Origin of the sequence: Bacillus sp. 5mfcol3.1, from assembly GCF_900114335.1 — a bacterium.
Lineage (GTDB): Bacteria > Bacillota > Bacilli > Bacillales > Bacillaceae_G > Bacillus_A > Bacillus_A thuringiensis_S.
Window position 1 is genome coordinate 1,534,012 of record NZ_FOST01000001.1, and the last position, 25,115, is coordinate 1,559,126.

The window sequence follows — 25,115 nt, forward strand, 5'->3', positions numbered from 1 at the left end:
CTGTTATTTTGAGTGATAGACTTTTTGTCTATCACTTCTTTCACATTAAAACTAGAAAGGGGGAAATAGAATGAATATAAAATTTAGTTATAAAGGCGTATTTTTATTATTATTTGGAGTGATTTGTGCAAATTTACTTTTTGTCCCTTTATTAGGCATGCTAAATCTATCACAAATGCATAGTATGTGGCTCGTTACAAGTATTGCGGCAAGCGTTTTGCTTACGGTAGTTGTTTCTTTCATTGATGGATCGTTTGCATCGAAAGCTCAGTTGTTTTTTAGATTTATATTGTTTTCGATTGGTTGTACGTTCGTTACTTACATGATTGTTTTTTAGTAAATAGGAGGTCATGCACGTTATGTATATTGCAGGGGTAATGTCTGGTACTTCATTAGATGGAATAGATGTAGCGCTCGTTCATATAGAAGGAAGTGGTGTAGATTCTAAAATCGAACTCATCCATTTTACTACTGTTCCATTTTGTAATGATATGAAAAATGAGATCCAACAAGCGTTATCAATTGAAACTTCGAATGTCCAACTTATATGTAGTTTAAATTTTAAACTTGGTTTATGCTTCGCCAATGCTGTAAAGGAAGTTTGTAAAGAGGCCAATTTTCCTTTGAGACAATTAGATTTAATAGGCTCTCACGGACAAACGATTTATCATCAGCCAAAGCAAGAAGGTAATATTCTTTCTTCAACTTTGCAAATTGGGGAACCAGCAGTAATAGCGTATGAAACGAATACGACAGTTATTTCCAATTTTCGAACGATGGATATGGCAGCTGGAGGACAAGGTGCACCACTTGTACCATATTCAGAGATTATTTTATATCGTCACCAAACTAAAAATAGACTACTACAAAATATCGGCGGGATTGGTAATGTGACTGTAATACCAAGTCAACTAAGTGAGAAGAGCGTTATAGCATTTGATACAGGTCCAGGTAATATGGTAATGGATGAAGTATGCCAAAGGTTATTTCAGTTGTCATATGATCAAAATGGTAAGATTGCAAAACAGGGGGTAGTTGTAGAAGAAATTTTGACATATTGTATGAACCACCCATTTTTGAAAATAAATCCACCGAAATCAACAGGTAGAGAACAGTTTGGAGAAGCGTTTGTGACTGAATTATTGAATCGATTTGAAAAGCATAGTAGAGAAAATATATTGGCAACTGTCACGATGTTTACAGCAAGTTCAATTGTTCATCATTATCAGGAATTTATTTTTCCGTATTATGAAATCGATGAAGTAATATTAGGCGGGGGCGGAAGTTATAATCGTACACTTGTTGAAATGATACGATTTGGATTAAAGGAAGAAAAATGCAAAATATTTATTCAAGAAAATTTAGGCTATTCCTCAGCGGCGAAAGAAGCGATCGCCTTTGCGGTTTTAGCAAACGAAACGTATTATCGTAATCCGAGTAATGTGCCGAGCGCAACAGGTGCTAAGAATTCCGTGGTTTTAGGGAATGTAACATTCCCTCCAATATGTAAATGAAAATGAGGCGAACATATGAAGTATATGATCGGAGTAGATGGCGGGGGAACGAAGACAGAGGCAATTGCATTTGATCAAAATGGAAATGAAGTTGTAAGAGGTATGAGCAGATTTGGAAATGTATTAATAGATTTTGATGAGGCACTTTTGCATATTATGGAAGCAATTGATCAATGCCAGAAGAGTTTAATAAATGGGCATTGCGTTTGTGTTTGTTTAGGGTTAGCCGGCATAAGTGGCGCGAATACAAATGAATTAACATTACGTTTAAAAAAGAAATACGGAACAGAAATTGAAATTTTTAATGATGCAATGATTGCGCATGCAGCTGCTTTAAAAGGTAAGGATGGAATATTAACTATAGGTGGTACAGGGGCAATTTGTATCGGAAAGAAAGGAGAAGTGTATGAGTATAGCGGTGGATGGGGACATATTTTAGGTGATGAGGGGAGCGGATATTGGATTGCATTACAAGCTTTAAAGAAAATGGCAATTCAATTCGATCAAGGAATCAGTCTTTGTCCATTGAGTTTGAATATTCAAAGTCAGTTTCAACTGTTGACACCGTCTCATATAAAAAGCTTAGTATATACTTCTTCTAAAGATAAAATTGCAGCAATCGCGCCATTAGTTATTCAGGCAGCGAGAAATGGCAATGATTATGCGCATGAAATTATAATGCGAGCTGGAAAGGAATTAGCAAGAATTACGGTAGATGTTTATAACAAGATGCAATTTAAGCGCTCAACTCCAATTGCAGTAAGTGGCAGTATATTGCGTTTAGTTCCTGAAATATTTGCTGCATTTAAGAAATGCTGTGAAGAAAGTATTAAAGAAATTGTATTTGTATCACAAGCAGAAATGGCAGTGAAAGGAACATATTATTTAATGAGGGATATATATTTTTAAAAATAGCGTATGAGAATTTTTGTATGATTTGTAAAAATATGATGTTAAAATGTATAAAGGGATGTATGTTAAAACGTACAATATACGTAGTAATTGAATATTGTATATGTAATCCCATGTAGAAAGTGAATGATTACATGATTAATAGTATGCAGTTTTTATATTTGATGGCTTCTTATTTAATTGGAAACATCTTGACCGCTTATATAGTAACAAAATTGAGACATAACGTTGATATTAGGGGTGAAGGAAGCGGAAATCCTGGTGCAAGAAATATGGGGCGCGTATATGGAAAAGGGTATTTCATCGCTACATTTTTAGGTGATGCGATTAAAGGGGCAATCGTTGTTACTGTTGCAAAATATCTTTTTGAAGATCCTACATTCGTAATGTTAACATTATTGGCCGTTATTATTGGACATATTTACCCAGTTTTATTTAAAGGTAAGGGCGGTAAAGGTATTTCAACATTTATTGGAGGATTAATCGCATTTGATTATTTGATAGCGCTTACCCTCATAGGCATTTTTATTGTATTTTATTTAATATTTAAAGGATTTACGAAGCCAGGACTAATTACGATTGCTTGTTTACCAATTTGTATGATTTTTTATTCTTATTCTATTGTTACGACTATTTTAAGTGGAATGATTATTGTACTTATTCTATATGTAAATCGAGAATAAAATGAATGTTTAATAAGTGGGGATAATCTCCACTTATCATTTTTTATTAAATAGATAAAGGAGATAAGGCATGGGGTTAATTTATAAAGTTGCTGATCAAGATTGGGAATTTGAAAGTATACATAAATTGAATTATAAAACTTTTGTAGAAGAGATTCCGCAACATGAAGAAACGAAAGACCGGTTTCGTATAGATCGGTTTCATGAAGAAAATACATATTTAATTTGTTTAGATGAGGATAGATTAGTAGGTATGGTCGCGGTGCGGGGAAAACGACCATTCTCGTTAGATTATAAAATTTCAAATTTAGATATTTATTTGCAAGAGCATGGAGAAAAAGTGTATGAAATTCGTTTACTTTCAGTAGAACGTGAATATAGGAATGGAAGAGCGTTATTAGGATTAATTCGTTTTCTACATCGTTATTTGCTTCTAAATGGATATGAATTGGCACTCATTTCTGCAACAACACGTGAACTAGCTTTATATGAGCAAATGGGATTCAAATCTTTCCATACGTTAGTTGGTACAGAAGAAGCAGCCTTCCAGCCAATGTATGTTACCCCTGCTATGTTTGAAGAATCGAGTGTTGGAAGTATTATGACTAAAGAATACACGTTTTTACCTGGTCCAGTAGATATTGAAGAGAATGTTCGAAAGGCATTTTCTACGCGGCCTATTTCGCATCGCTCTAAGTCATTTCAAGTGACGATGGACAATGTGAAAAAACGGTTACTTCACATGACAAAAGCAAAACATGTACAGCTTATGTTAGGAACAGGGACGTTAGCAAATGATGCAATTGCTTTGCAACTACGTTCTTTAAAAGGGAAAGGACTAGTATTAACAAATGGAGAATTTGGAAATAGATTAGTTGGGCATGCAAAACGAGCACAATTACATTTTGATACGTATAAAAAGGAAATGGGAGAGCCGTTTATTTATAACGAATTAGAAGAAATAATGACAACCGGAAATTATGAATGGCTTTGGTTTGTTCATCATGAAACATCTACTGGAATGTTAAACGATTTAAACGAGCTAAATACTCTTTGTAACGAGAATCAAATGAAACTATGTGTAGATTGCATAAGCTCAATTGGAGCAATACCAATAGACTTGAAGGATGTGTATTTTGCAAGTGGTGTTAGCGGTAAAGCGATTAAATCATATACAGGAATTTCTTTCATTTTTCATAACCACATTGTAAAAATAAACGAGGCTGTGCCGGCTTATATGGACATTGGTATGTATGAAGAAAATGAAAGCATTCCATACTCACAATCATGGAATTTAATTTATGCATTGCAAGAAGCGTTGAAGAGATTTGAAGATGAAAAGGCATTTGTAAAAATTAAAGAGACATACGATTATGTTGAAGAAGTTATTACTGATATGAGCTTAAAGCTTGTTTCACCTAAAGAACATGCCGCGCCAATTATACTTACTATTGTATTGAGCGAAGATCATTCTTCTAAAGTAGTAGGCGATGCATTAGCATTACAAGGATACATCGTTCATTATGAGTCATCTTATTTACAAAAGAATAATTGGATCCAAATTGCATGTTTAAATCATTATAAAGAACGTGATGTGAAGAGGATGTTAAATTGTTTGCAAATGTGTTTATTTCAGAGTGGGGTACATATATAAAGACTTTTTCTTTTCGTATAAAGGAGCTACGACTTACGAAAACTTAGGAATAGAACAGTGGAAGAGGTGTAAGTATGATAACTAGAAAACTACCATTACATATAGACGATATTAAAAAAGCTCACAAGATTCTAGATAGAAATGCTCGTAAAACGCCATTAGTAAAATCGTTTTACTTGACTAGTAAAACGGGGGGAGAAATTCATTTGAAATTAGAAAATATGCAATTAACGGGTTCTTTTAAATTTCGTGGCGCATTTAATAAAATGTCGCGGCTCACGGGTCAAGAAAAAGAAAGAGGTGTAATTGCATGTTCAGCAGGTAATCATGCACAAGGAGTTGCATTATCTGCTCATTTACTCGGTATTAAGAGTAAAATTGTTATGCCAATTTCTGCACCTCAGGCAAAAGTTGAAGCAACTAGAGGATATGGATCTGAAGTGATTTTACATGGTGAAACCTTTGATGATGCAAAGGCAAAATGTGAAGAAATTATAAGGGAAACAGGTGAGACATACTTACATCCATATGATGATGTAGAGGTAATGGCTGGTCAAGGTACAATTGGATTAGATATTCTTGATGATATGTGGGATGTAGATACTGTCATTGTACCAATAGGTGGAGGCGGAATTATTTCTGGTATTTCTGTAGCATTAAAATCTTTTAATCCATCGATTAATATAATTGGTGTCCAAGCAGATAATGTTCATGGAATGAAGGCATCTTACGATAAAGGAGCAATTGTAGAACATTATGAGGCGCCTACTATTGCAGATGGTTGCGCTGTTAAAATACCAGGGGAATTAACATTTGAAATTGTAAAAGAATTAGTAGATGATATTGTAACTGTATCAGAAAAAGAACTGGAAGTAGCGATGAAAGATTTATTACAACGTGGGAAAGCTGTTGTAGAAGGTGCAGGTGCATTAGCAACTGCTGCACTTCTTGCAGGAAAAGTTGATAGCTATATAAAAGGAAAAAAAGTAGTAGCGGTTATATCTGGTGGGAACGTAGACTTACAGCGTATATCAAGTGTATGTGAGCACTTTTTTGTCGCTAATGAAGTGAAATAGTTTTATGAAAGAAGAGCTAAGAGAAATAATCTTAGCTCTTACTTTTTGTCTACCGTTTACTGTAAGTAGCAATAAATTTACTGTTTAATGAATGGTTTTATTTAAGCGCCAATTTTTACACATATCTTGAATGTTACAATAATTATTTCAATATTGTCGAAACATGAGCAGAAATTTAATATAATAGTTTTAATGTGCTAATGAGCGGTGAGGAGGGCAGGTCATGAATAAAGAAGAACAGGTCATGAACGGTTTCAGGGAATTATATAATAAGCTGGTTTGGCTTAATAAAGATAAGATGGAAGAAGGTCTTAAAGGTTTTAAGTCTTCTGAAGTTCACTGCATTGAATATATTGAAAACAATGCAGATTCTAACGTGACACAACTCGCAGAGGCTTTTTATGTGACTCGCGGTGCTATAAGTAGAATGACTAAGAAGCTCATACAAAAAGGCCTTATTGAAAGCTACCAAAAGTCAGAAAATAAGAAAGAAATTTATTTTAGGCTTACGGAAGAAGGGAAAGAAATTTATAAAATCCATGAAGATCTGCACAAAGAGTTTCAAGAGCGGGATAAAGCTGTATTTGAGCAAGTAACTGAAGAAGAATTCGACAGTATAATTAGTTTCGTGGAAAAGTATAGTAGACATTTGGATGCAGAAATAAAGAAACAAGGTATACATATTAAATCGTAATACATTTTAATAATGAAATGGCAGCCCTCTCTAATGCGAATAGGCTGTTTTTTTATTATGTCATTTTTGTTGACTAATCAACAAAACGGAGTTATTATTTTGTTGACGAAGCAACAAAGTATTTTAAGGAGAGAAGTTAAATGTCTATATTTAGATCAAAAAATGAAAGGGAAACTGAAAAAAGCATAGATAAACATGCTTTACTATTCGGACTTATTTCTGTATTTCTTTGTGGTATAGGTTTCAGTATCATCATGCCTGTAGTCCCATTCTTAGTACAGCCATATATAAGTAATCCGGAAGAACAAGCATTAGTTGTAACACTACTAACTTCCGTATATGCGGCTTGCGTGTTTTTAGCTGCCCCAGTACTCGGGGCTTTAAGCGATAAGTATGGCCGTCGTCCATTACTTTTAATATGCTTATTTGGTTCTGCAATTGGGTACTTAGTTTTTGGAATAGGAGGAGCTTTATGGGTACTATTTGCTGGACGCATAATAGAAGGAATAACAGGCGGGAGCATAAGTACTATCTTCGCATACTTTGCAGACATCATTCCAAAAGAGCAGAGAACGAAATACTTTGGATGGGTGAGTGCAGTTGTAGGTGCGGGAACTATCATTGGTCCAACCATTGGGGGGGGACTTGCCAAGTTTGGTGATACTGTACCTATGTATTTTGGTGCAATCATAACGTTAATAAATGTTGTATATGGGATCAAATATATGCCTGAGAGTCTTGAAAAAAATAATAGGTTGAAAGAGATTACTTTTGTAAGGTTAAATCCTTTTGCACAGCTAGCAAACATACTTTCCATGAAAAGTTTAAAATGGTTACTTGTCTCAGCGTTTTTACTTTGGATACCTAACGGATCTTTACAAGCAATTTTCACGCAATTTACAATGGATACTTTCAGTTGGAAACCTGCATTAATCGGACTTATGTTTTCAATTTTGGGCTTTCAAGACATCTTTTCACAAAGTTTTATCATGCCAAAGCTTTTGATCCAGCTTAGTGATAAACAAATAGCAATTCTTGGGATGGTTTCGGAGATTATAGGATACAGTTTTATTGCGGCATCAGCTTTGTTTTCACTCTATCCACTACTTATCGTAGGAATGCTGATGTATGGTTTTGGGGATTCAATTTTCGGGCCTTCATTCAACGGGATGCTTTCAAAGTCTGTTAGTTCTAGTGAACAAGGAAGGATTCAAGGTGGAAGCCAATCTATTCAAGCTTTAGCAAGAATGATTGGTCCTATTATTGGAGGACAAATCTATGTATCACTTGGTCATGCGGCACCTGCTTTTATGGGTGTGATCCTTATAGTCGCGGCAATAGCAGTTTTGTATAAGGGGACACATGCAACTGTATAACAGATAGAAATAAGAACAAATAAAAGGGTGCCAGAACTTAGGAATAAGTGCTGACACCCTATTTGTTTACGGTTTGAGGACTAAGAGAAATTCTTTTACTGTTTAGGAATTTATTCTGCAATGCTCTCATGGTAAATGACTAGATAGTTTAATTATGCTTGTGCTGAAGTAAATAATGACTCCATCTTTACTTTGCTCTTCTCTCGAATTTCAGCATCTGCGTGTCTCATAACGTATTTATGCGCTACAGCGATTGCTAAAACATCATCTAATAAGCCAATCCCAATAATAGCAGCTATATCTGGAATGAAATCGATTGTTAATACGTAATAAGATAAAGCGGCTAATATTATGAATTTTGCTTTAGTAGGTAATTCTTTCTTTTTCATTGTGTAGAATAAAATAATACTTTCATATACGCTGGATTTACCGAGGTTTACAGAGCTTTTTTTGAACTTTTTCCAAAGTGTCTGTTTCTCCATATAAACACTCCTTTTACAAAAACATAGATTTTTTAAAAGGATGGACAAAGAAGTGAGAGATTAATCAATTTTATTGTTTTTCTTAATTATATATTTCCATAAAAATAGGGGAATACCTGTTCAAAATAATATAATTTGGATTATGAAACGATTCACAGTGTTCCGTTACATATTATATATATTGTAAGATGTATGTGGGTGATTTAGTTATTATTATGCATTTTATAAGCGGTATGGGGGAAGAAAAATGAAAATAATAGAACTACCAATTGAATTCGAATTTAACGGGCAAAAACAATGTATTTATCCAAGTTTAATTATATTACATAATGAATTAACGTTAGTTGATACAGGATATCCAAGTTTTTTACCTTTAATTGAAAATGCAATATTAAAACATGGATATGAGATGAAAAACTTAAAGAATATAATTATTACCCATTATGATGACGATCATATAGGGGCTGTATATGATTTTAAAGTGAAATATCCAAATATTAATGTTATTGCTAGTGAAATTGAATCTAACTATATTAATGGTGATATAAAATCAGAGAGGTTAGTTCAAGCTGAAGAAATGTTAGAACGTATGCCAAATGAAGAAAAAGAATTTGGCAAATGGTTTATACAACAGTTAAAAAATATAAAACATATTTCCGTCGATGAAAAAGTACATGATGGTCAAATGATTTTGAATAATGAATGTCAAGTAGTGGCAACGCCAGGACATACCTCGGGGCATATTTCATTATATTTTCCGAATTTAGACTGTGTAATTACAGGAGATGCAGCGGTTCAAGAGAATCGAGAATTAGTTATAGCTAATCCGAATTTTTGTTTAGATATAGAAAGGGCGGAACAGTCTTTAAATAGTATTAAAAGTCTTAAAGCAGCACAGTATTATTGCTATCATGGAGGAAAGCTTACTGTATAAAATAATAAAAAACCAATCTTTTTGATATAGAAAAGATTGGTTTTTTAATTCATAGATTCTGCAATTTGAATTAAATCCTTTACGTTATATTTACCTTGTATATAGCGTTTGTTACCAATTGCAATTGTATATTGAAAACCATTCTGCTGAAAGATAAGCTCATATGCTGAATCAAAATGAGGATTATATAATGCTTTTATATTATTTTTTAAGCTGTAGAACTTAGCTCCACTAGGTACATAGAAGCCTAATTTGTTTTGAACTGGTGAAACAGTGATTTTAAAAATCCCATTAATATCTTCATTGTAGTAATGGAAGCATTAATAAAATCTGAGAAAAAGCAAAAAGAATTTGTTCATCTAGTACAGGATGAATATAAAAAAAGAAGATAAGAATTTTTTTATTTTTCATATTTGGCGAAACAAATGGTACAATGAAAGCTAATGTGAAAAATAAGGAAAAGAAGTGGTCTATTTGAAAAACTTTTTAGAATTAGGAATTAGTGAAACTTTTAATCATACATTACGTGAAAATGGAATTACAGAAGCAACACCAATTCAAGAGAAGGCAATTCCTGTTATTCTGTCAGGTAAAGATATTATTGGGCAGGCGAAAACAGGAACGGGTAAAACGTTAGCATTCGTGTTACCGATTTTAGAAAAAATCGATCCAGCGTCTAGTGATGTTCAGGCTTTAATTGTTGCACCAACAAGGGAATTAGCCCTGCAAATTACAACTGAAATTAAAAAAATGCTTGTTCAAAGAGAAGATATTAATGTACTAGCGATATATGGCGGACAAGATGTAGCACAACAATTGAGAAAATTAAAAGGTAATACACATATTGTTGTAGCGACACCAGGACGATTATTAGATCATATACGACGTGAAACAATTGATTTAAGTAATCTTTCAACGATTGTACTAGATGAAGCGGATCAAATGCTTTATTTCGGTTTCTTATATGATATTGAAGATATTTTAGATGAGACACCTGGTAGTAAACAAACGATGTTATTCTCAGCAACGATGCCAAAAGATATTAAAAAATTGGCGAAACGTTATATGGATGAGCCGCAAATGATTCAAGTACAAAGTGAAGAAGTAACGGTAGATACAATTGAACAGCGTGTCATTGAGACAACAGATCGTGCAAAGCCAGATGCACTTCGTTTTGTTATGGATCGTGATCAGCCATTTTTAGCAGTTATTTTCTGTCGTACAAAGGTTAGAGCAAGTAAGCTTTATGATAATTTAAAAGGACTAGGTTATAATTGTGCTGAACTTCATGGTGATATACCTCAAGCGAAACGTGAAAGAGTTATGAAGAGTTTCCGCGAAGCTAAAATTCAGTACTTAATCGCAACGGATGTAGCAGCTCGTGGACTTGATGTAGATGGTGTAACGCACGTATTTAATTTTGATATCCCTGAAGATGTAGAAAGTTACATTCACCGCATTGGCCGAACAGGACGTGCAGGTGGATCAGGTCTTGCAATTACGTTCGTTGCAGCGAAAGATGAAAAACATTTAGAAGAAATTGAAAAAACGCTTGGTGCACCAATACAAAGAGAAATAATCGAACAACCGAAGATAAAACGTGTAGATGAAAATGGAAAACCGGTACCAAAGCCGGCTCCGAAGAAATCAGGTCAAAATCGTCAAAGAGATAGCCGCGAAGGTTCAAGAAGTGAATCAAGACGTGATTCGAGAAATAGCTCGAGAAGTGATTCAAGAAATAGTTCGAGAAATAGTTCTAGAAATGAAAATAACCGATCATTTAATAAGCCAAGTAATAAAAAAGGTAGTACAAAGCAAGGTCAGCAAAGACGTGGTCGTTAAAGTATGAAGTGGTAATTGGGATGAAGAGTTATATCGTTTGTTAATAGAGAAATCGATATATATAATAAAAAATCCTGATACAATTATTAATGCAGAAGGAGTCACAAAATTTGTGGCTCTTTTTGTATTTTAAGATTAGGTTGGTATGCATTTGCACCATAAGAGTAAAGTTTATAATTTCATTTACCGTATTTAAAGTAATTAAAAAATAAAGAAAAAATAAAATGTGGAGCTTTAATTTGTACGAATGTTCGGATAGTTATATAATGATTTTCTGACTATTGAAATATGGAGGGTACAAATGAAAAGTGAAACGTTACACACACAAGAAGATATTTTAAAAATGCTTGATTCATTATTAAGACCTGCTGAACCCTTTTGGAATGAGTTTTATGAGAATAGAGAAAAGGATGTTCCGTTTTTTGAAAATGTTCCAGATGAGAATCTAGTTTCTTATATACAAAAAGAGAGAGTTTTAAAAGGGAAAGTATTAGAACTTGGATGTGGTCCGGGTAGAAATGCAATTTATCTAGCGAATGAAGGATTTGATGTAACAGCAGTGGATTTATCTGTAGAAGGCATTAACTGGGCAAAAGAGAGGGCATTAGAAAAAGGAATAGGAATTCATTTTATTTGTGATTCAATTTTTAATTTAGAGGTTCAAAACGAATTTGATTTTGTATATGATTCGGGCTGTTTGCATCACATTCCACCGCATAGAAGAATAAATTATGTGGATTTAATTAAAAACTCATTAAAATCGGGTGGTTATTTTGGATTAACATGTTTTGCGGCAGGCGATTTAGATGAGCGAAATGGATCAGAAATAACAGATTGGGACGTATATAGAGAATGGAGTCTACAAGGTGGTCTTGCATACTCGGAAGAAAAGTTAAGAGAGATATTTAAAGAATTTGAGGTAATTGAGATTAGAAGGATGAAACAAATAAAACAACCGAATGAAATGTTTGGAGAATCATTTCTTTGGACAGCATTATTTAAGAAGAAATAAGAAAGTAGATAATTGACAAACTCATCGTTTTTATGGACAATACACTCATAGGAATGTACGTTCGGTTTTTTGGCCGACTTATGTTTTACATAAATATATAACAAGGGGCTGTCTCCATATGAGTAACGCAAATCAAAAAATTACTACGTTTTTAATGTTTGAAGGCAAAGCTGAAGAAGCAATGAATTTTTATACGTCGCTATTTGATCAATCGGAAATTGTAAGTATTTCTCGCTACGATGAAAATGGACCTGGTAAAGAGGGAACTGTAATTCATGCAACTTTTACGCTAAATGGCCAAGAGTTTATGTGTATTGATAGTTATGTAAATCATAATTTTACATTCACTCCAGCTATGTCTCTTTATGTAACTTGTGAGACAGAAGAAGAAATTGAAACGGTCTTTCATAAACTAGCGCAGGATGGAGCAATTCTCATGCCTTTAGGTTCTTATCCGTTTAGTAAAAAGTTTGGCTGGTTAAATGATAAGTATGGTGTATCTTGGCAGTTAACTCTTGCTGAATAAAAAAGAAAAAGCATAGCTTATTTGTTTAATGGATTTAGTTAAAAGCTTGAAAAACTAAATAACATAAAAAAGCGTTCCAACTGTCAACAGGTTTGGAATGCTTTTTTTATGTGGAAGTGAGTTGTTTAAAACTTAACAATTCTACGATTAGTTTAAATGAATGGAATAGATGTGTAATTTTTTGTCTTTTTAGAATTTTTTTAGTAATTTTTGCATTTATCTGTTAATGTAAATATAGACAACTATGTATGAACTATTAGGCAGGTTAATAGAAAAAGGAAAGCATTAAGCTTACACATTGAATACAACTAGATCGCTAGGAGGACTAATCGCAATGGATACTACACAACAAAACAGTAATGCATGGGATAAGAAGGTTGAAGAAGGTTCTAGATACACGCAGCCTGTAAGTAGCGAGGTTATTGAGAAAAGCAAATCAGGTGAATGGGAGATTACAGTCACTACGGAAAAATCAGTTCCTAGAGAGTGGTTTCCAAAGTCATTAGATAGATTAAAGATACTTTGCTTAGCATCAGGTGGCGGACAACAAGCACCAGTTCTAGCTGCTGCTGGAGCAGATGTAACAGTTACTGATATATCTAAGAAGCAATTGGAACAAGATGAAAAGGTAGCAAAACGGGATGGTTTGACTTTAAAAACCGTACAAGGAGATATGTCAGACCTTGGTGATTTTGAGGATGAATATTTTGATATTGTTATAAATCCTGTTTCTAATTTGTTTGTAAAAGATGTTCATCTTGTATGGAATGAAGTTTCTAGGGTTTTAAAGAATAAAGGTATTCTTATTGCTGGATTTACAAATCCGTTACTATGGATCTTTGATGATAACCAAGAACAAAAAGGTATTCTTGATGTTAAACATTCAATTCCTTCATCAACATTGGATTATTTACCAGAGGATGAAGTTCAAGATTACATCGATTCAAATCAAACAATAGAATATGCGCATACTTTAGAAGACCAAATTCAAGGCCAAATTGAAGCTGGTTTTGCTATAACAGGTTTCTATGAGGATGATTTTGGTGGGACAAGGATATTAGATAAGCATATTAAAACATTTATTGCGACAAAAGCTATAAAGTTAAAGATGGATTAAGAATTTTTGCTTGTCATACGGGGCGTTAGTCGAAGAATGCTCTTAAAATAGAAAAGGATGGTGCTTTCCATCCTTTTCCTTATGTATTTTGAGTGTCGAAACTATTCTCAAAACAAGTTTTACACTACCAATTGTATAATTAGGTTATGCTTTTATATTAAGAATTTTGCTGACCAAATCTTTTCCCGAGTTTAGCTAACAATTCAGGTTGATCGCTTTGGCTCATTATAACTTCAATAAAGATAAGTTGATTCTTATTAAAAGTTATATTTGTTAAGACTTCTGCTAATTCTGCTTCATTTTCTACTTTAAATGTTAGACTTTTTTCTTCTGACCCAAATACCATTGATAGTTTATTGTAATTCCACATTTGTATATCATTATAAGGTTGGTTTTGGCCGTGAATGGCACGTTCAACAGTGTATCCGTTGTTATTGATTAAAAATATAATCGGTTTTAAATTTTGACGTAGTATAGTTGATAACTCTTGGGCAGTTACTTGGAAAGAACCATCACCAATAATTAAAATGTTGCGCCGTGCTAAATTGGCGAGCTGTGTACCAAGTAGAGCGGGCAATGTATATCCGATAGATCCCCATAACGGTTGTCCTACATATGCAGTGTTTTTAGGTAGAGGGATAGCAGCACTACCAAAGAAAGGTGTTCCTTGTTCTACAATTAAGATGTCGTTTTCTTGTAAGAAATGGTACATTTGCTGCCAAAAACGCTTTTGTGTGACCATTTGTGCTTTTGGATTGAACTCTTCAGTAAAAGGTGATGGTGCTGAAATAAATGGCTTAATTTCAAGAGTATCTTTATTACGATGCGCAATTGAATCACTTAAATGTTGTAAAACATCCTGCATTACAACTGGACCGTATTTTTTATCTATAATTTTCACAGTGTAGGGATGGATTTCTATAACTTGTTCTTTTGTAAAACCTTGTGTGAAGCCGCCTGTAATAGTATCAGTTAACTTCACACCAATACTAATAATACAATCAGATTCATCAATTCTTTTTCTCAAGTACGGAGAACTTACATCACCAGTATAAATCCCTATAAATTGAGGGTGTTTTTCTGGGAATATTCCTTTTCCCATACTTAACGTCGCGATGGGAAACCCAGTTTTTTCTACAAATTGATGTAAATTTTCTTTAGCGTGAAATCGATCTACTTCAAAATCAGCTAAAATTACAGGTTTTTTGGCGTTATTTATTATTGAAGTGGCATGTAGTAGCATTTTATCCAACGCTTCTTTATTACTTAAAATCGGTTTATATAAAATTGGTTCTGTAGGTTTATTAATTGGTTTATTATATACATCAATCGGCAAATTAATATGAACCGGGCGTTTTTCATTCCAACTTGCGCGTAAAACACGGTCAATTTCCTCAGCAGCATGCTCAGGTTTTACATTTGTTTGTGCCACAGTGATTTCTCGATACATATTGGAAAAGTGATCGAACTTTCCATCTCCTAACGTATGATGGACGATTGCTCCATTTTCCATTACTTTTGTTGGTGGCGTACCCGTGATTTTTATAACTGGCACGTTTTCCGCATATGAGCCAGCAATACCGTTAATAGCGCTTAATTCTCCAACTCCGAAAGTAGTAATAAGAGCAGCGATTCCTTTTATGCGAGCGTACCCATCTGCTGCATATGCAGCATTTAATTCGTTACAATTGCCAATCCACTTTAAATTTTCATGTGCTACCACATCATCTAAAAAGGCAAGATTATAATCACCAGGAACCCCAAATATATGTTCAATTCCTAATTCATGTAGTCTATCCAATAAATATGTACTTACAGTATATTGTTTTTTCAAATGAATCATCTCCTAATTATGCAATGAATGTTTCAATAGACTAAATAAGTTCTAATGCGTTGATTAAAATATTCATTACTAGATTGTGGTATAATTTACATACAGGGGGAAAGTAGATGACACAACATAAAGAAGAACAGATGAATGAGGCATTAGCATTATTTTATTTTGCATATAAAACATTTACTGAAAAGCCAGATGAAATTATAAAAGAATATGGCATTCAACGAGTACATCATCGAATTTTATTTTTTATCGCACGTTTTCCAGGGATAAGTGTAAATGAGTTATTATCACTATTAGAAATAAGTAAACAAGCTCTCCACGGACCGCTACGTCAACTTGTGGAAAAGGGCTTAATTGAGAGTAATGAAGCTATGCATGATCGACGTGTGAAACAGTTATCTTTAACAGAAAAAGGTACAGATTTAGAGAAAAAACTGAGTGATGTACAAAGACAACAAATGGGTGCTATTTTTTCAAAATTTGGTGAATCATGTGAGGACAATTGGCACCAAGTTATGAATGAAATGGCAAATAGCCGATCAGGTTTTGATGCTTGGATAACGAAACGTGAACTACCAGTCGATCAAAAATAATGAAAAAACTTCTGTTTTTATCGTTTGAAAAAGAACAAATTTTATCCATACATTTGGCAACTATGATTTGGTCATAGAGTGAATGGATAAAAAGATACATTACTAGATACTTTATACGTGTACGCAATGGAACAATAAAATTCACATTTCCGAAAGGGGAATTATAATGATAAAACTTGTACTTATTCGTCACGGACAAAGCTTATGGAATCTTGAAAATCGCTTTACTGGATGGACAGATGTTGATCTATCAGAGAATGGATTAAGTGAAGCGAGAGAAGCAGGAGCAATATTAAAGAAAAACGGATATACTTTTGATGTGGCTTATACATCTGTATTAAAACGCGCAATTCGGACGTTATGGATTGTACTTCATGAGATGGATCTTACTTGGGTCCCAATACATAAATCTTGGAAGCTAAATGAAAGACATTATGGTACATTGCAAGGGCTGAATAAAGATGAAACTGCACAAAAATATGGTGAGGAGCAAGTTCATATTTGGAGAAGAAGTGTTGATGTAAGACCACCGGCTCTTACTGAAGACGATCCTCGATATGAAGCGAATGATCCAAGATATAAAACACTCAAAAAAGGTGAATTTCCATTAACTGAATGTTTAGAGGATACGGAGAAGAGAGTACTTACTTATTGGCATTCAGAAATTGCGCCGACATTAAAAAGTGGTAATAAAGTAATTATTTCATCACACGGTAACACAATTCGCTCGCTAGTAAAATATTTAGACAACCTTTCAAGTGATGGTGTAGTTTCATTAAATATTCCCACTAGCATTCCGCTTGTTTATGAATTAGACGAAAACTTACGTCCGATTCGTCATTATTATTTAAGTATGGATGGAGAAGTACCTGAAGGGGAAATTCCGAAACATATTTCTTTTTAATACGAAAATTTGAAATGAATGCTTGTCTACATATACAATATAGACTCATGGTAAAGTAAAACTTTAATCAGTGGGGGTCTTATTGCCCACAAATAGCAGGATAAAAGACGTGGTACCTTCTAATATATATGCGATGTAGCTAATTTTAGAAGCTTGTCCACGTCTTTTGTCATAAAGAGAGCAACTTGCGCATGTAATGATATCGTGAGTAGTTTTTGAATGGAGGGTGATGTGATTAATGATCTCTAACATTCGAATTGGCTTATTTGTTTTAGCGATTGTCTTTGTAGTCCTTGTTTTCTTTTTTTGGAAAAATGAGGAGTTGTACGAGGAGAAAAAGCAACGTATTAGAAAGACTTGGTATGGTTTGTTTATCATATCTGTCACTGTGTATTTCATGATAAAAGGAATCGATTTAACCCTCTGGAAAAATCTTTTGATGTTTACTGCGATGGTTATTTTTGTTGATATTGCGTTCATTTTAACACCTAATATTTCAGAAATATGGGGTGCGAAATTTAGTGATATTGGCAAGACAGTTCAATCAATAAAACGATCATTAATTGCATCTAAAGCGAGAGGAGAAATATACACGACAATTATTCAAAATGTTAATCCATCAGTATTCGGTACGATGGAATGGCATACGGAAGAGGAATATACAAAGAGCTTAAATGCATTTTTAGATTCATATGGGGAAAAGATTGGCGCGAAAATTGTTGTTTTTGAAGCCGCGAAAGAGTTAAATACAAACTTTCGTGGTATTCGCTCGCAATTTAGTATTATCGTTCCGTTAGAACATATCGAGCAATTGAATGAGCAGAAAGCGGTGCAAGTAGAAAATGTCGGGATTATACCAGCAAAAATAGTAAGTGACGTTTTCATTGTTATTGATGGAAAGAAAAATAACCTGCAAGATCGGGATTTTGAAAATGTATATAATTTAACAATACATCATAGTTATTTTAGTAAATAAGGACAGAATCTTTTTCTGTCCTTTTCTTCTATACATAAATTAAAAACAAAATCCGACAAAGTTGAATAAAATTGGACAATCATTCCTACACTAGCATGTAGAGGTGATTGTAGTGGTAAAAGATTATGACAATGATTTTTTTAAAGAAGGTAACGAAGATACAACAGATTTCTCTTTAATAAAAGGGGATACGTTGCAGCAAGTAGAAGAATTAGAAGAAGAATTAAAAAGAAAATTATAAGTGTACACTCTTTCTACATTTGCTATATAATATAAATAAAAGGTTGTATCTTTTTGAAAAGGGGGAGAAGAGATGGCTGAAGTCAATGTACAAAAGTCTTCGTTTTTTAAAGAAAAAAAAGAAGAATCCAATACAGATTTCTCTCTTGTGAAAGGTGCATTAACTCAAAATGTAAATGGATTAGAAAAACTTATAGAGGCGATCCCATATAAGTATATAAAAGAGGGTAATTTAAAAGAGAATGCGTAAAAGCATTCTCTTTTAAATTACATCTTTATGATTTGTTTATCCGCTATTTCTTTTTTTGTTTAAAAATAATTTTATACATATAATATCCAAGAGCTGCAAAAATAAATCCAATAGCAGCACCAACTATTTCTCGCATAAACAATAAGTATAAAGAAGCAATAATTAGGGCAAATAAGATTAAAAGTAGTATATACTTTGAAATAAATTCTAACCCTTTGTACACTAGTAGAATTACACCTGAAAGAACAGTGATGATAGGTAATATCCTATTTTCGAAAAGACCTTCCTTTTTTTTGTTAGAATTCTGATGTTTATTCAATATAAATATACTCCCGTCTTAGAGGATTAATGTTTTATTAGTTTTGCTATTTCATTTTCGAAAAGATTTTTGGTTAAATAGGTTATATCAAAGGAATCATTTATTATATTTTGAGTTAATAGCCATTGAGTGTTTGGTGATTCAATAACAAAGAATCCATTGTCAGAAATAACCTCATTCTTTTCTGTTGTATCTAGACGCATAATAGTGTAAATCGACTGCGTTGTTTTTAAATCCCTTATAAAATTTTCAGCATATAAGGAATTAAATCCATTCTCGATTAACATTGTGTTCCCTTCTTGAATAGACAATGGGAATAACTTTTCGATATTTTGTACGATGTGGTTTGGGAGAGTTCCTACAATGTTACTTTCTTTTTCCTCTTCTTGAAATCCTAGCTGTAATAAATTTTTAGATTCTAAAAATAATCTATCGTCTGAAATCTCTTCGATTTCATGTATAATACCATCTAAACTCTGATATGTAACGTTTGAAGTGTTATCAATATAAATGTTAGCAGTAATCGTTGTTTCGTTTGTAAAATCGAATTTTTGAAGTAATAATGAAAGGTGCGGATTACACATAGTGCTGAATAATTTCTTTATACCCGGTTGTAATTGCATTTCTTTAGTTTGTTGATTAAAGTTTAATAATCCTCTAGCAAATAGGGAATGCGCTGCAGTTAATAATATTTTTTCGACATCTGCTTTCTCTAGTTCATCATAGATAAGACTTAGTAATTCTTTTGCATAAGGTTGATTTTCTATAGAGTTCATTAGAAATGCTAATTCCTCTATGGAAACAATTTGTTTTTTATTCATAGCTCATAAAAAGTCTAATTAGAGACTTTTTTTACCTCATTTCTTCAATTGATTTTTAATTTATTTTAAAAAATTAGTGAAGCTATCTGTAAAACTTGAAATACTCTCTTTAAACTTTTGACGAGGTACAAATTTATCTGCCAATTCATTGAATGCGGTGCCACCAACAGTAGAACCAATAATGCCACCTGCAATTGCACCAACAGCTGTACCAACTGGAGGGAAAATGAATGAGCCAGCTAATGCACCCGCTTCAGCACCCGCTACTCCACCTGCATAAGTTGAAGCTAAATTTCCAACTACCTTTCCTGTAGAATAAACTGTATCCATAGCAATATTAACACCAGCTTGAGAGCCATCATATTTTTTAAAATCACTTTGTATGGCTGATGTTAATGAATTTACTTCACCTAATGTAGTAAGGGTAATGGAAGCTATACCAAAGGGTTTCATATTTTTTATAATATGCTTAGAAATATTAGATTCTTTAATACTATTTTTAGGAAGAGATTTATCTAATTTTCCTAATGATGCAGCGGTTTTTTCTAATGTTGAAAAGTCTTTCAAGGGAATTAATTTATTCCATAATTCTCCCGCCTTACCATTAACCCATTTACGAGTGACGATATCTACTAAATCATTTCTTTTTTTGTTTGGAATAACATTTAATACACCTGCCATTATACCTAATTTAACGGTGGGAGATAATGCGGTCATCAATCCCTTTTTGAGAGAATCGAGTAAACTCCCATTATTTGTGGATAACTCAGCTCCTGTTTCATCATCTACTTTTCTGAATTTTTCGGCTGCCCTTTTTAGTTGAGTTTCAATCTGCTGAAGGTAATGAATATATTTATTCATTACTTGGATAGATTGTTGAAAATCATAATAAAACTTTTCTTTGGTAGAACCATACCAAATTGATTCAAGATATGAGATATCTTTTCGAAGGTTGGTAAATTGTACTTGTGCTTGTTCTTGAGCACTTTTGAATTTTTCGGCTGAACATTCTAATAATTCTGGAGTCACGATAATATTCAATATGGTTAACCTCCTTGTATGAAAAATTATTTTAACCAAAAATATATTAGATGATAATTCCATTAATTTACTACTTAATAATATCAAATATTATTAAGTAGTAGTAGATTAATGTTGTTAATTTTATAATAATTAACAAAAATAAAAAAGAGATAATGTGAGATAGGAGTTGAAGATACAACAGATTTCTCTTTAATAAAAGGGGATACGTTGCAGCAAGTAGAAGAATTAGAAGAATTAAAAAGAAAATCATAAGTGTACACTCTTTCTACATTTGCTATATAATATAAATAAAAGGTTGTATCTTTTTGAAAAGGGGGAGAAGAGATGGCTGAAGTCAATGTACAAAAGTCTTCGTTTTTTAAAGAAAAAAAAGAAGAATCCAATACAGATTTCTCTCTTGTGAAAGGTGCATTAACGGAGAATATAAATCGGTTAGAGAAACTGATGAATAATAGTAGTTCAAAATATATACAGGTGAAAAGAAAAAAAGAAAATGCATAGAGCATTTTCTTTTGTTTTTTTATTTAATAGTAAACTTTTCTCTTATTTTTTCAGGCAAATCTGCTTTCTGAATCTCTTCATAGGACTTTACTTCAATTGATGATATTTCATTTTTATTATTATCATCTTGATCTACATAAAGGCGTAAAAACGCGTCTGCATTTAATTTATGATTGTTTTCTTTTTTTGTACTTCTAAATGTAATTTGTTTTTTGACGCCATCTTCATCATATGCGGGCAGCGTATAGTTTCGTAAGTTTCTACCATCTACCTTTTCGATAGTTCCTTCGCCTTTTATCTGCATGTAATATACATCTTTGCCAATTCTATTTAGTGACGCTCTCTCACAGCCAATAGTAAAACTAGAAAATAATAAACATAGTGTAATAATTGCTAAAAACTTTTTCATTTTCTTTATCTCCTTTAATGTGTTTCTTTAAAAAGTATACGGCTATTATTAAATGAGAAAAATCGATATAGATTACAATGCCCTTACAATGTTGTAAGAGTGTTTTACATAAAATGAACAATAAAAGTTAAAAGAAAGGTAAAATAATGAATCATGGTATAATGATAAAAGACTTACATACTATTTTTTCATTTTGAAAGGAGCTTGAAAAATGTATTCTACTTTAGAACAATTAACAAAGCACCCTGTATTTTATCATTTTGCAGAAATTTCAAAGATTCCTAGAGGATCAGGTAATGAAAAGGAAATTAGTGATTATTTAGTGGGCTTTGCAAAAGAGCGTAACTTAGAAGTCATTCAAGATGAAGCATTAAATGTCATTATTAAAAAAGAAGCAACAGCTGGTTATGAAAATGTACCAGCTATTATTATTCAAGGTCATATGGATATGGTTTGCGAAAAAAATCAAGCAACAGTACATGATTTTGAAAAAGATCCAATTGAATTAAGAATCATTGGGGATATGTTATATGCAAATCAAACAACTTTAGGTGCTGATAATGGTATTGCAGTTGCGTATGCATTAGCTTTATTAGATTCAAAAGAAATTACGCATCCAGCACTTGAAGTCGTTATCACTACTGAAGAAGAAACGACAATGGGCGGGGCTTTTGCTATTGATCCAAATCATTTTGAAGGAAAGATATTTATAAATATTGATTCTGAAGAAGATCATAAATTACTTGTAAGTAGTGCAGGTGGTGCGAAAGCTGTTGAAACAATTCCCGTAATTTGGGATGAAACGCCAGCGAATATGGATGCATACCGTCTATATGTTGGTGGTCTAAAAGGCGGACATTCTGGTATGGAAATTGATAAACAACGCGGTAATGCGAACAAAGTATTAGGACGAGTATTACGTGATTTATCAGCACATACGGAGTTTAACATAAGTGAAGTTCACGGCGGATTAAAAACGAATGCAATTCCGCGTGAAAGTGTAGCTACAATTTTAATTCGTACAGAAGATGTAGGACAAGTAGAAGAAAAACTAGAATCATGGACACGTGTATTACAAGAAGAAATGCGTGCTGTTGATCCAGATGTTCATGTTACACTGACAAAATTGGATGAAAAAGTTGAAAAAGTATTCGCTAAAGAGACACAAAAGCAGCTTATTTCATCATTATTCTTAATTCCAAATGGCATTCAAAGTATGAGCATGGATATTAAAGGTCTTGTAGAAAGCTCAACAAATTTAGGCGTTATTGAAACGTTGCAAGATGAAATTAAATTACGTAACGAAGTGCGAAGTTCTGTAAGTAGTTTAAAACAACATGTTGCAGAAGAAATCAAATATATTGCTGAATTAGTTGGTGCTACATTTGAAATAGAGTCAGAGTATCCAGAATGGCCATACAATCCAAACTCACAAATTCGTAATTTATTTGAAAAAGTGCATCAAGAAAAATACAATAAAGAAATTGAAATCTTCGCTGTGCATGCGGGGATTGAGTGTAGCGCATTCGTTCAAAAAATGCCTGAATTAGATGCAATTTCATTCGGACCAGACATTTTTAACGTCCACACTCCAGATGAACATATCAGTATCTCTTCTGTAGTGAATAACTGGGGATTCTTCATTGATGTAATGAAGGGTACAAAAGAATTAGCTAAGTAATAACGACGAAATAAAAAGGAGCCTATAAAAATTTATAGGCTCCTTTTTTGTATTGGAATTTATCCCGCTATTTGCAGAGCAGCCCGATTGGTTTAACTAACAATCAGTGGGGGATGAATAAAACCACTACTGATCAAAGTTTCACTTTATGAGAAGTCATTTTTCGTTAGTATGTAATATTAAGCTTGAACAATTAATAAGGATGAATTGTTGATGTTTTTTAGTACTGATGAAGGGGTGGAGAAATGAAGGGAAGAAAGCATTTTATTGTTTGTATGTTTTTATTGTTCTTCACATTTAGTTTTATTGGTGTTCAGAAAATAATAGCAGAGGAAGTTGAATTTACAGGAACAACAGCTCCATTGAATGTAAATGTTAGAGAGGCAAAAAGTTTGAATGCAAATATTGTAGATGTGATTCCCGGAAATACAAAAGTATCTTTTAAAGGATGGGAGTATGGTGAAGCGGTTAAAGATTACTGGACAGGAAATTTAGATAATCGTTGGTTTTATTATTTTAAAGATGGAAAAAAAGTATATGTAACGTCAGCGTATATTAATGGAAATCCTCCAAATACATCAATAGATCGTAAATTATCTGTACCTAACATATTACAAGAAAGATCAAATTGGTGTTGGGCAGGCACTTCGGTTTCAGTTTTAAATTATTTTGGGAAAACTCCTTCACAAGATCAGTACGTTAGGTATGTTAAGGGTGGATCATATAATAATCCTGCAACTTCACGTGAAATACAATATGGATTATCGGGATATGGTGTTAGCTCAGCTATAAGTTCTGGAGCAAAATCGTATGATTGGTTCAAAAGTCAAATTAATAGTAATCAGCCGATGATTGCACTCATTATGTGGCAAAATGGAGCTAACATCGGACACTTTGTAGTACTTGATGGATTTTATAAAGGGACAAATGGAACAGATTATATAACGTATATGGACCCTTGGTATGGTGATCATTATAATCATAATTTCAGTACGTTCCATAACAATAATAATTTTTGGTGGAGTGAAACTGTTTATAATATCCATGCAAACTAATAATATTAAAAGCGGGGGTTCATAAATGGGAAAACTACTTAAGCTTGTGATACCGTGCATGTGTTTAATGACCGTTATTATTTTCGCTAGTAAAATTAGTTATGCATCAAAAAATAAAAGTGAATCGGTACAATCGATCGCATTAAAAGATTATCAATATAGTAAGGGAAGTTCTTCTGAAAATTTAAGCTTTGAAAAAATAATAACATCTCCATTTTCGTTACCAATCTATGAAACAATTCCAGCACAGCAAATTTTAAATAGCTCTGAATTTAAGCATTTACTATTACCAACAAATGAAAAGTTGTGGTTTATTATGAAGGGTGAGCAGCCAGAAGGACTAATTGTTGCGAATGATATTGAACCGATTCGAACGGGCGGAGAAAATAGAAGTAAAGATTTATATGGATTATATACAGCAATAAAGAATAATACAAATGAAACAAAAGATATTAGTTATTTCGAATTTGAAGGACAAGGAATATTGGTAGTAAATCAAAATAATGATCAAGAAATATACCTTAGTAAAGGTGCCGCTGCCATATTAAAACTTCCTGCTGGTCAAAAAGTATTGAGCAGTGAAGTATTACAGAAAATGAAAGAGAGAATTGTAACTGCTTTTGAATAGTTAAATATAAACTGAATAAACAAATCAATAAA

General features: G+C 33.0%; 28 protein-coding genes and 1 pseudogene. 22 read left to right on the forward strand and 7 right to left on the reverse strand.

All coding sequences use genetic code 11. The features are described 5' to 3' along the window. The first annotated feature begins 70 nt into the window (after nucleotides 1–70). The 8 genes from BM089_RS08000 (at nucleotide 71) to BM089_RS08035 (ending at nucleotide 7,909) form a co-directional block, all read left to right on the forward strand. Nucleotides 71–337 (forward strand): hypothetical protein, encoded by a 267-nt coding sequence (locus tag BM089_RS08000; protein ID WP_090976563.1) that lies wholly within the window; start codon nucleotides 71–73, stop codon nucleotides 335–337. Between the two features lie 22 nt (nucleotides 338–359). Beyond that, nucleotides 360–1,514 carry an anhydro-N-acetylmuramic acid kinase AnmK gene (gene anmK, locus BM089_RS08005; RefSeq protein WP_044307164.1) on the forward strand — a complete coding sequence of 385 codons (1,155 nt, stop codon included), beginning with the start codon at nucleotides 360–362 and terminating at the stop codon, nucleotides 1,512–1,514. A 15-nt stretch (nucleotides 1,515–1,529) separates the two neighbouring features. Next, nucleotides 1,530–2,423 (forward strand): BadF/BadG/BcrA/BcrD ATPase family protein, encoded by an 894-nt coding sequence (locus BM089_RS08010; protein WP_000876626.1) that lies wholly within the window; start codon nucleotides 1,530–1,532, stop codon nucleotides 2,421–2,423. 137 nt (nucleotides 2,424–2,560) lie between these two features. Then, nucleotides 2,561–3,109, forward strand: a complete 549-nt coding sequence (gene plsY, locus BM089_RS08015; RefSeq protein WP_000610838.1) for a glycerol-3-phosphate 1-O-acyltransferase PlsY — start codon at nucleotides 2,561–2,563, stop codon at nucleotides 3,107–3,109. Nucleotides 3,110–3,179: 70 nt separating this feature from the next. Further along, nucleotides 3,180–4,763, forward strand: coding sequence for an aminotransferase class V-fold PLP-dependent enzyme (locus BM089_RS08020; RefSeq protein WP_090976565.1), 1,584 nt, complete (start codon nucleotides 3,180–3,182; stop codon nucleotides 4,761–4,763). A gap of 74 nt (nucleotides 4,764–4,837) precedes the next feature. Further along, a complete protein-coding gene (gene tdcB, locus BM089_RS08025; RefSeq protein WP_090976568.1) occupies nucleotides 4,838–5,839 on the forward strand; it encodes a bifunctional threonine ammonia-lyase/L-serine ammonia-lyase TdcB in 1,002 nt (333 codons plus the stop codon). A 223-nt stretch (nucleotides 5,840–6,062) separates the two neighbouring features. Beyond that, entirely contained in the window at nucleotides 6,063–6,533 is a 471-nt protein-coding gene (locus BM089_RS08030) for a MarR family transcriptional regulator (protein WP_001030897.1), read from the forward strand. 140 nt (nucleotides 6,534–6,673) lie between these two features. Continuing rightward, the gene (locus tag BM089_RS08035; RefSeq protein ID WP_090976570.1) at nucleotides 6,674–7,909 is read left to right on the forward strand and encodes an MFS transporter; all 1,236 of its coding nucleotides are present in this window, start codon (nucleotides 6,674–6,676) and stop codon (nucleotides 7,907–7,909) included. A gap of 152 nt (nucleotides 7,910–8,061) precedes the next feature. Here BM089_RS08035 and BM089_RS08040 read toward each other — a convergent pair whose 3' ends face one another. After that, nucleotides 8,062–8,391, reverse strand: coding sequence for a YkvA family protein (locus tag BM089_RS08040; protein ID WP_000415089.1), 330 nt, complete (start codon nucleotides 8,389–8,391; stop codon nucleotides 8,062–8,064). Between the two features lie 247 nt (nucleotides 8,392–8,638). Between BM089_RS08040 and BM089_RS08045 the strand changes: the two genes are divergently transcribed. Continuing rightward, nucleotides 8,639–9,325, forward strand: a complete 687-nt coding sequence (locus tag BM089_RS08045) for an MBL fold metallo-hydrolase (RefSeq protein WP_089170985.1) — start codon at nucleotides 8,639–8,641, stop codon at nucleotides 9,323–9,325. 44 nt (nucleotides 9,326–9,369) lie between these two features. On the opposite strand, the pseudogene BM089_RS31450 reads toward BM089_RS08045, so the two are convergent. Next, nucleotides 9,370–9,636: pseudogene (locus tag BM089_RS31450) on the reverse strand (hypothetical protein); the annotation flags it as partial. Between the two features lie 154 nt (nucleotides 9,637–9,790). Between BM089_RS31450 and BM089_RS08055 the strand changes: the two are divergent. The 4 genes from BM089_RS08055 (at nucleotide 9,791) to BM089_RS08070 (ending at nucleotide 13,822) form a co-directional block, all read left to right on the forward strand. After that, on the forward strand, nucleotides 9,791–11,167 hold the full coding sequence (locus tag BM089_RS08055) for a DEAD/DEAH box helicase (RefSeq protein WP_090976572.1): 1,377 nt from the start codon (nucleotides 9,791–9,793) through the stop codon (nucleotides 11,165–11,167). 301 nt (nucleotides 11,168–11,468) lie between these two features. Further along, nucleotides 11,469–12,179 (forward strand): class I SAM-dependent methyltransferase, encoded by a 711-nt coding sequence (locus BM089_RS08060; protein WP_090976574.1) that lies wholly within the window; start codon nucleotides 11,469–11,471, stop codon nucleotides 12,177–12,179. A 118-nt stretch (nucleotides 12,180–12,297) separates the two neighbouring features. Continuing rightward, nucleotides 12,298–12,705, forward strand: a complete 408-nt coding sequence (locus BM089_RS08065; protein ID WP_000063589.1) for a VOC family protein — start codon at nucleotides 12,298–12,300, stop codon at nucleotides 12,703–12,705. A gap of 334 nt (nucleotides 12,706–13,039) precedes the next feature. Next, on the forward strand, nucleotides 13,040–13,822 hold the full coding sequence (locus BM089_RS08070; RefSeq protein ID WP_090976576.1) for a class I SAM-dependent methyltransferase: 783 nt from the start codon (nucleotides 13,040–13,042) through the stop codon (nucleotides 13,820–13,822). A 157-nt stretch (nucleotides 13,823–13,979) separates the two neighbouring features. On the opposite strand, the gene BM089_RS08075 is transcribed toward BM089_RS08070, so the two are convergent. Beyond that, nucleotides 13,980–15,665 (reverse strand): alpha-keto acid decarboxylase family protein, encoded by a 1,686-nt coding sequence (locus BM089_RS08075; RefSeq protein WP_090976578.1) that lies wholly within the window; start codon nucleotides 15,663–15,665, stop codon nucleotides 13,980–13,982. A gap of 107 nt (nucleotides 15,666–15,772) precedes the next feature. Between BM089_RS08075 and BM089_RS08080 the strand changes: the two genes are divergently transcribed. From BM089_RS08080 to spoIISB (BM089_RS31015), 5 genes are all read left to right on the forward strand, one after another. After that, nucleotides 15,773–16,255 (forward strand): MarR family winged helix-turn-helix transcriptional regulator, encoded by a 483-nt coding sequence (locus BM089_RS08080; RefSeq protein WP_000191889.1) that lies wholly within the window; start codon nucleotides 15,773–15,775, stop codon nucleotides 16,253–16,255. Nucleotides 16,256–16,421: 166 nt separating this feature from the next. Next, a complete protein-coding gene (gpmA, locus tag BM089_RS08085; RefSeq protein WP_090976580.1) occupies nucleotides 16,422–17,159 on the forward strand; it encodes a 2,3-diphosphoglycerate-dependent phosphoglycerate mutase in 738 nt (245 codons plus the stop codon). A 238-nt stretch (nucleotides 17,160–17,397) separates the two neighbouring features. Then, nucleotides 17,398–18,135, forward strand: a complete 738-nt coding sequence (locus BM089_RS08095; RefSeq protein WP_053564491.1) for a type II toxin-antitoxin system SpoIISA family toxin — start codon at nucleotides 17,398–17,400, stop codon at nucleotides 18,133–18,135. 112 nt (nucleotides 18,136–18,247) lie between these two features. Then, the gene (locus tag BM089_RS08100) at nucleotides 18,248–18,376 is read left to right on the forward strand and encodes a D-alanyl-D-alanine carboxypeptidase (protein WP_139213230.1); all 129 of its coding nucleotides are present in this window, start codon (nucleotides 18,248–18,250) and stop codon (nucleotides 18,374–18,376) included. Nucleotides 18,377–18,448: 72 nt separating this feature from the next. Beyond that, nucleotides 18,449–18,625, forward strand: coding sequence for a stage II sporulation protein SB (gene spoIISB, locus BM089_RS31015; protein WP_090976585.1), 177 nt, complete (start codon nucleotides 18,449–18,451; stop codon nucleotides 18,623–18,625). Between the two features lie 43 nt (nucleotides 18,626–18,668). On the opposite strand, the gene BM089_RS08110 is transcribed toward spoIISB (BM089_RS31015), so the two are convergent. From BM089_RS08110 to BM089_RS08120, 3 genes are read right to left on the reverse strand one after another with little or no spacing between them, the layout of a single operon-like run. Then, entirely contained in the window at nucleotides 18,669–18,944 is a 276-nt protein-coding gene (locus BM089_RS08110; RefSeq protein WP_090976587.1) for a hypothetical protein, read from the reverse strand. Nucleotides 18,945–18,970: 26 nt separating this feature from the next. Beyond that, on the reverse strand, nucleotides 18,971–19,765 hold the full coding sequence (locus BM089_RS31020; RefSeq protein WP_175495678.1) for a hypothetical protein: 795 nt from the start codon (nucleotides 19,763–19,765) through the stop codon (nucleotides 18,971–18,973). A gap of 60 nt (nucleotides 19,766–19,825) precedes the next feature. After that, nucleotides 19,826–20,806, reverse strand: coding sequence for a WXG100 family type VII secretion target (locus tag BM089_RS08120; protein ID WP_090976589.1), 981 nt, complete (start codon nucleotides 20,804–20,806; stop codon nucleotides 19,826–19,828). Between the two features lie 327 nt (nucleotides 20,807–21,133). On the opposite strand from BM089_RS08120, the gene spoIISB (BM089_RS08130) reads away from it, so the two are divergent. Then, on the forward strand, nucleotides 21,134–21,310 hold the full coding sequence (gene spoIISB / locus BM089_RS08130; protein WP_088024060.1) for a stage II sporulation protein SB: 177 nt from the start codon (nucleotides 21,134–21,136) through the stop codon (nucleotides 21,308–21,310). A 19-nt stretch (nucleotides 21,311–21,329) separates the two neighbouring features. Here spoIISB (BM089_RS08130) and BM089_RS08135 read toward each other — a convergent pair whose 3' ends face one another. Continuing rightward, on the reverse strand, nucleotides 21,330–21,719 hold the full coding sequence (locus BM089_RS08135; protein WP_000713869.1) for a YxeA family protein: 390 nt from the start codon (nucleotides 21,717–21,719) through the stop codon (nucleotides 21,330–21,332). Nucleotides 21,720–21,930: 211 nt separating this feature from the next. On the opposite strand from BM089_RS08135, the gene pepD reads away from it, so the two are divergent. From pepD to BM089_RS08150, 3 genes are all read left to right on the forward strand, one after another. Beyond that, nucleotides 21,931–23,400 carry a beta-Ala-His dipeptidase gene (pepD, locus tag BM089_RS08140; RefSeq protein WP_000287547.1) on the forward strand — a complete coding sequence of 490 codons (1,470 nt, stop codon included), beginning with the start codon at nucleotides 21,931–21,933 and terminating at the stop codon, nucleotides 23,398–23,400. Between the two features lie 245 nt (nucleotides 23,401–23,645). Continuing rightward, nucleotides 23,646–24,455 carry a C39 family peptidase gene (locus BM089_RS08145; protein WP_053564490.1) on the forward strand — a complete coding sequence of 270 codons (810 nt, stop codon included), beginning with the start codon at nucleotides 23,646–23,648 and terminating at the stop codon, nucleotides 24,453–24,455. Between the two features lie 25 nt (nucleotides 24,456–24,480). Beyond that, nucleotides 24,481–25,083, forward strand: coding sequence for a hypothetical protein (locus BM089_RS08150; protein WP_090976591.1), 603 nt, complete (start codon nucleotides 24,481–24,483; stop codon nucleotides 25,081–25,083). Nucleotides 25,084–25,115: the final 32 nt, after the last annotated feature.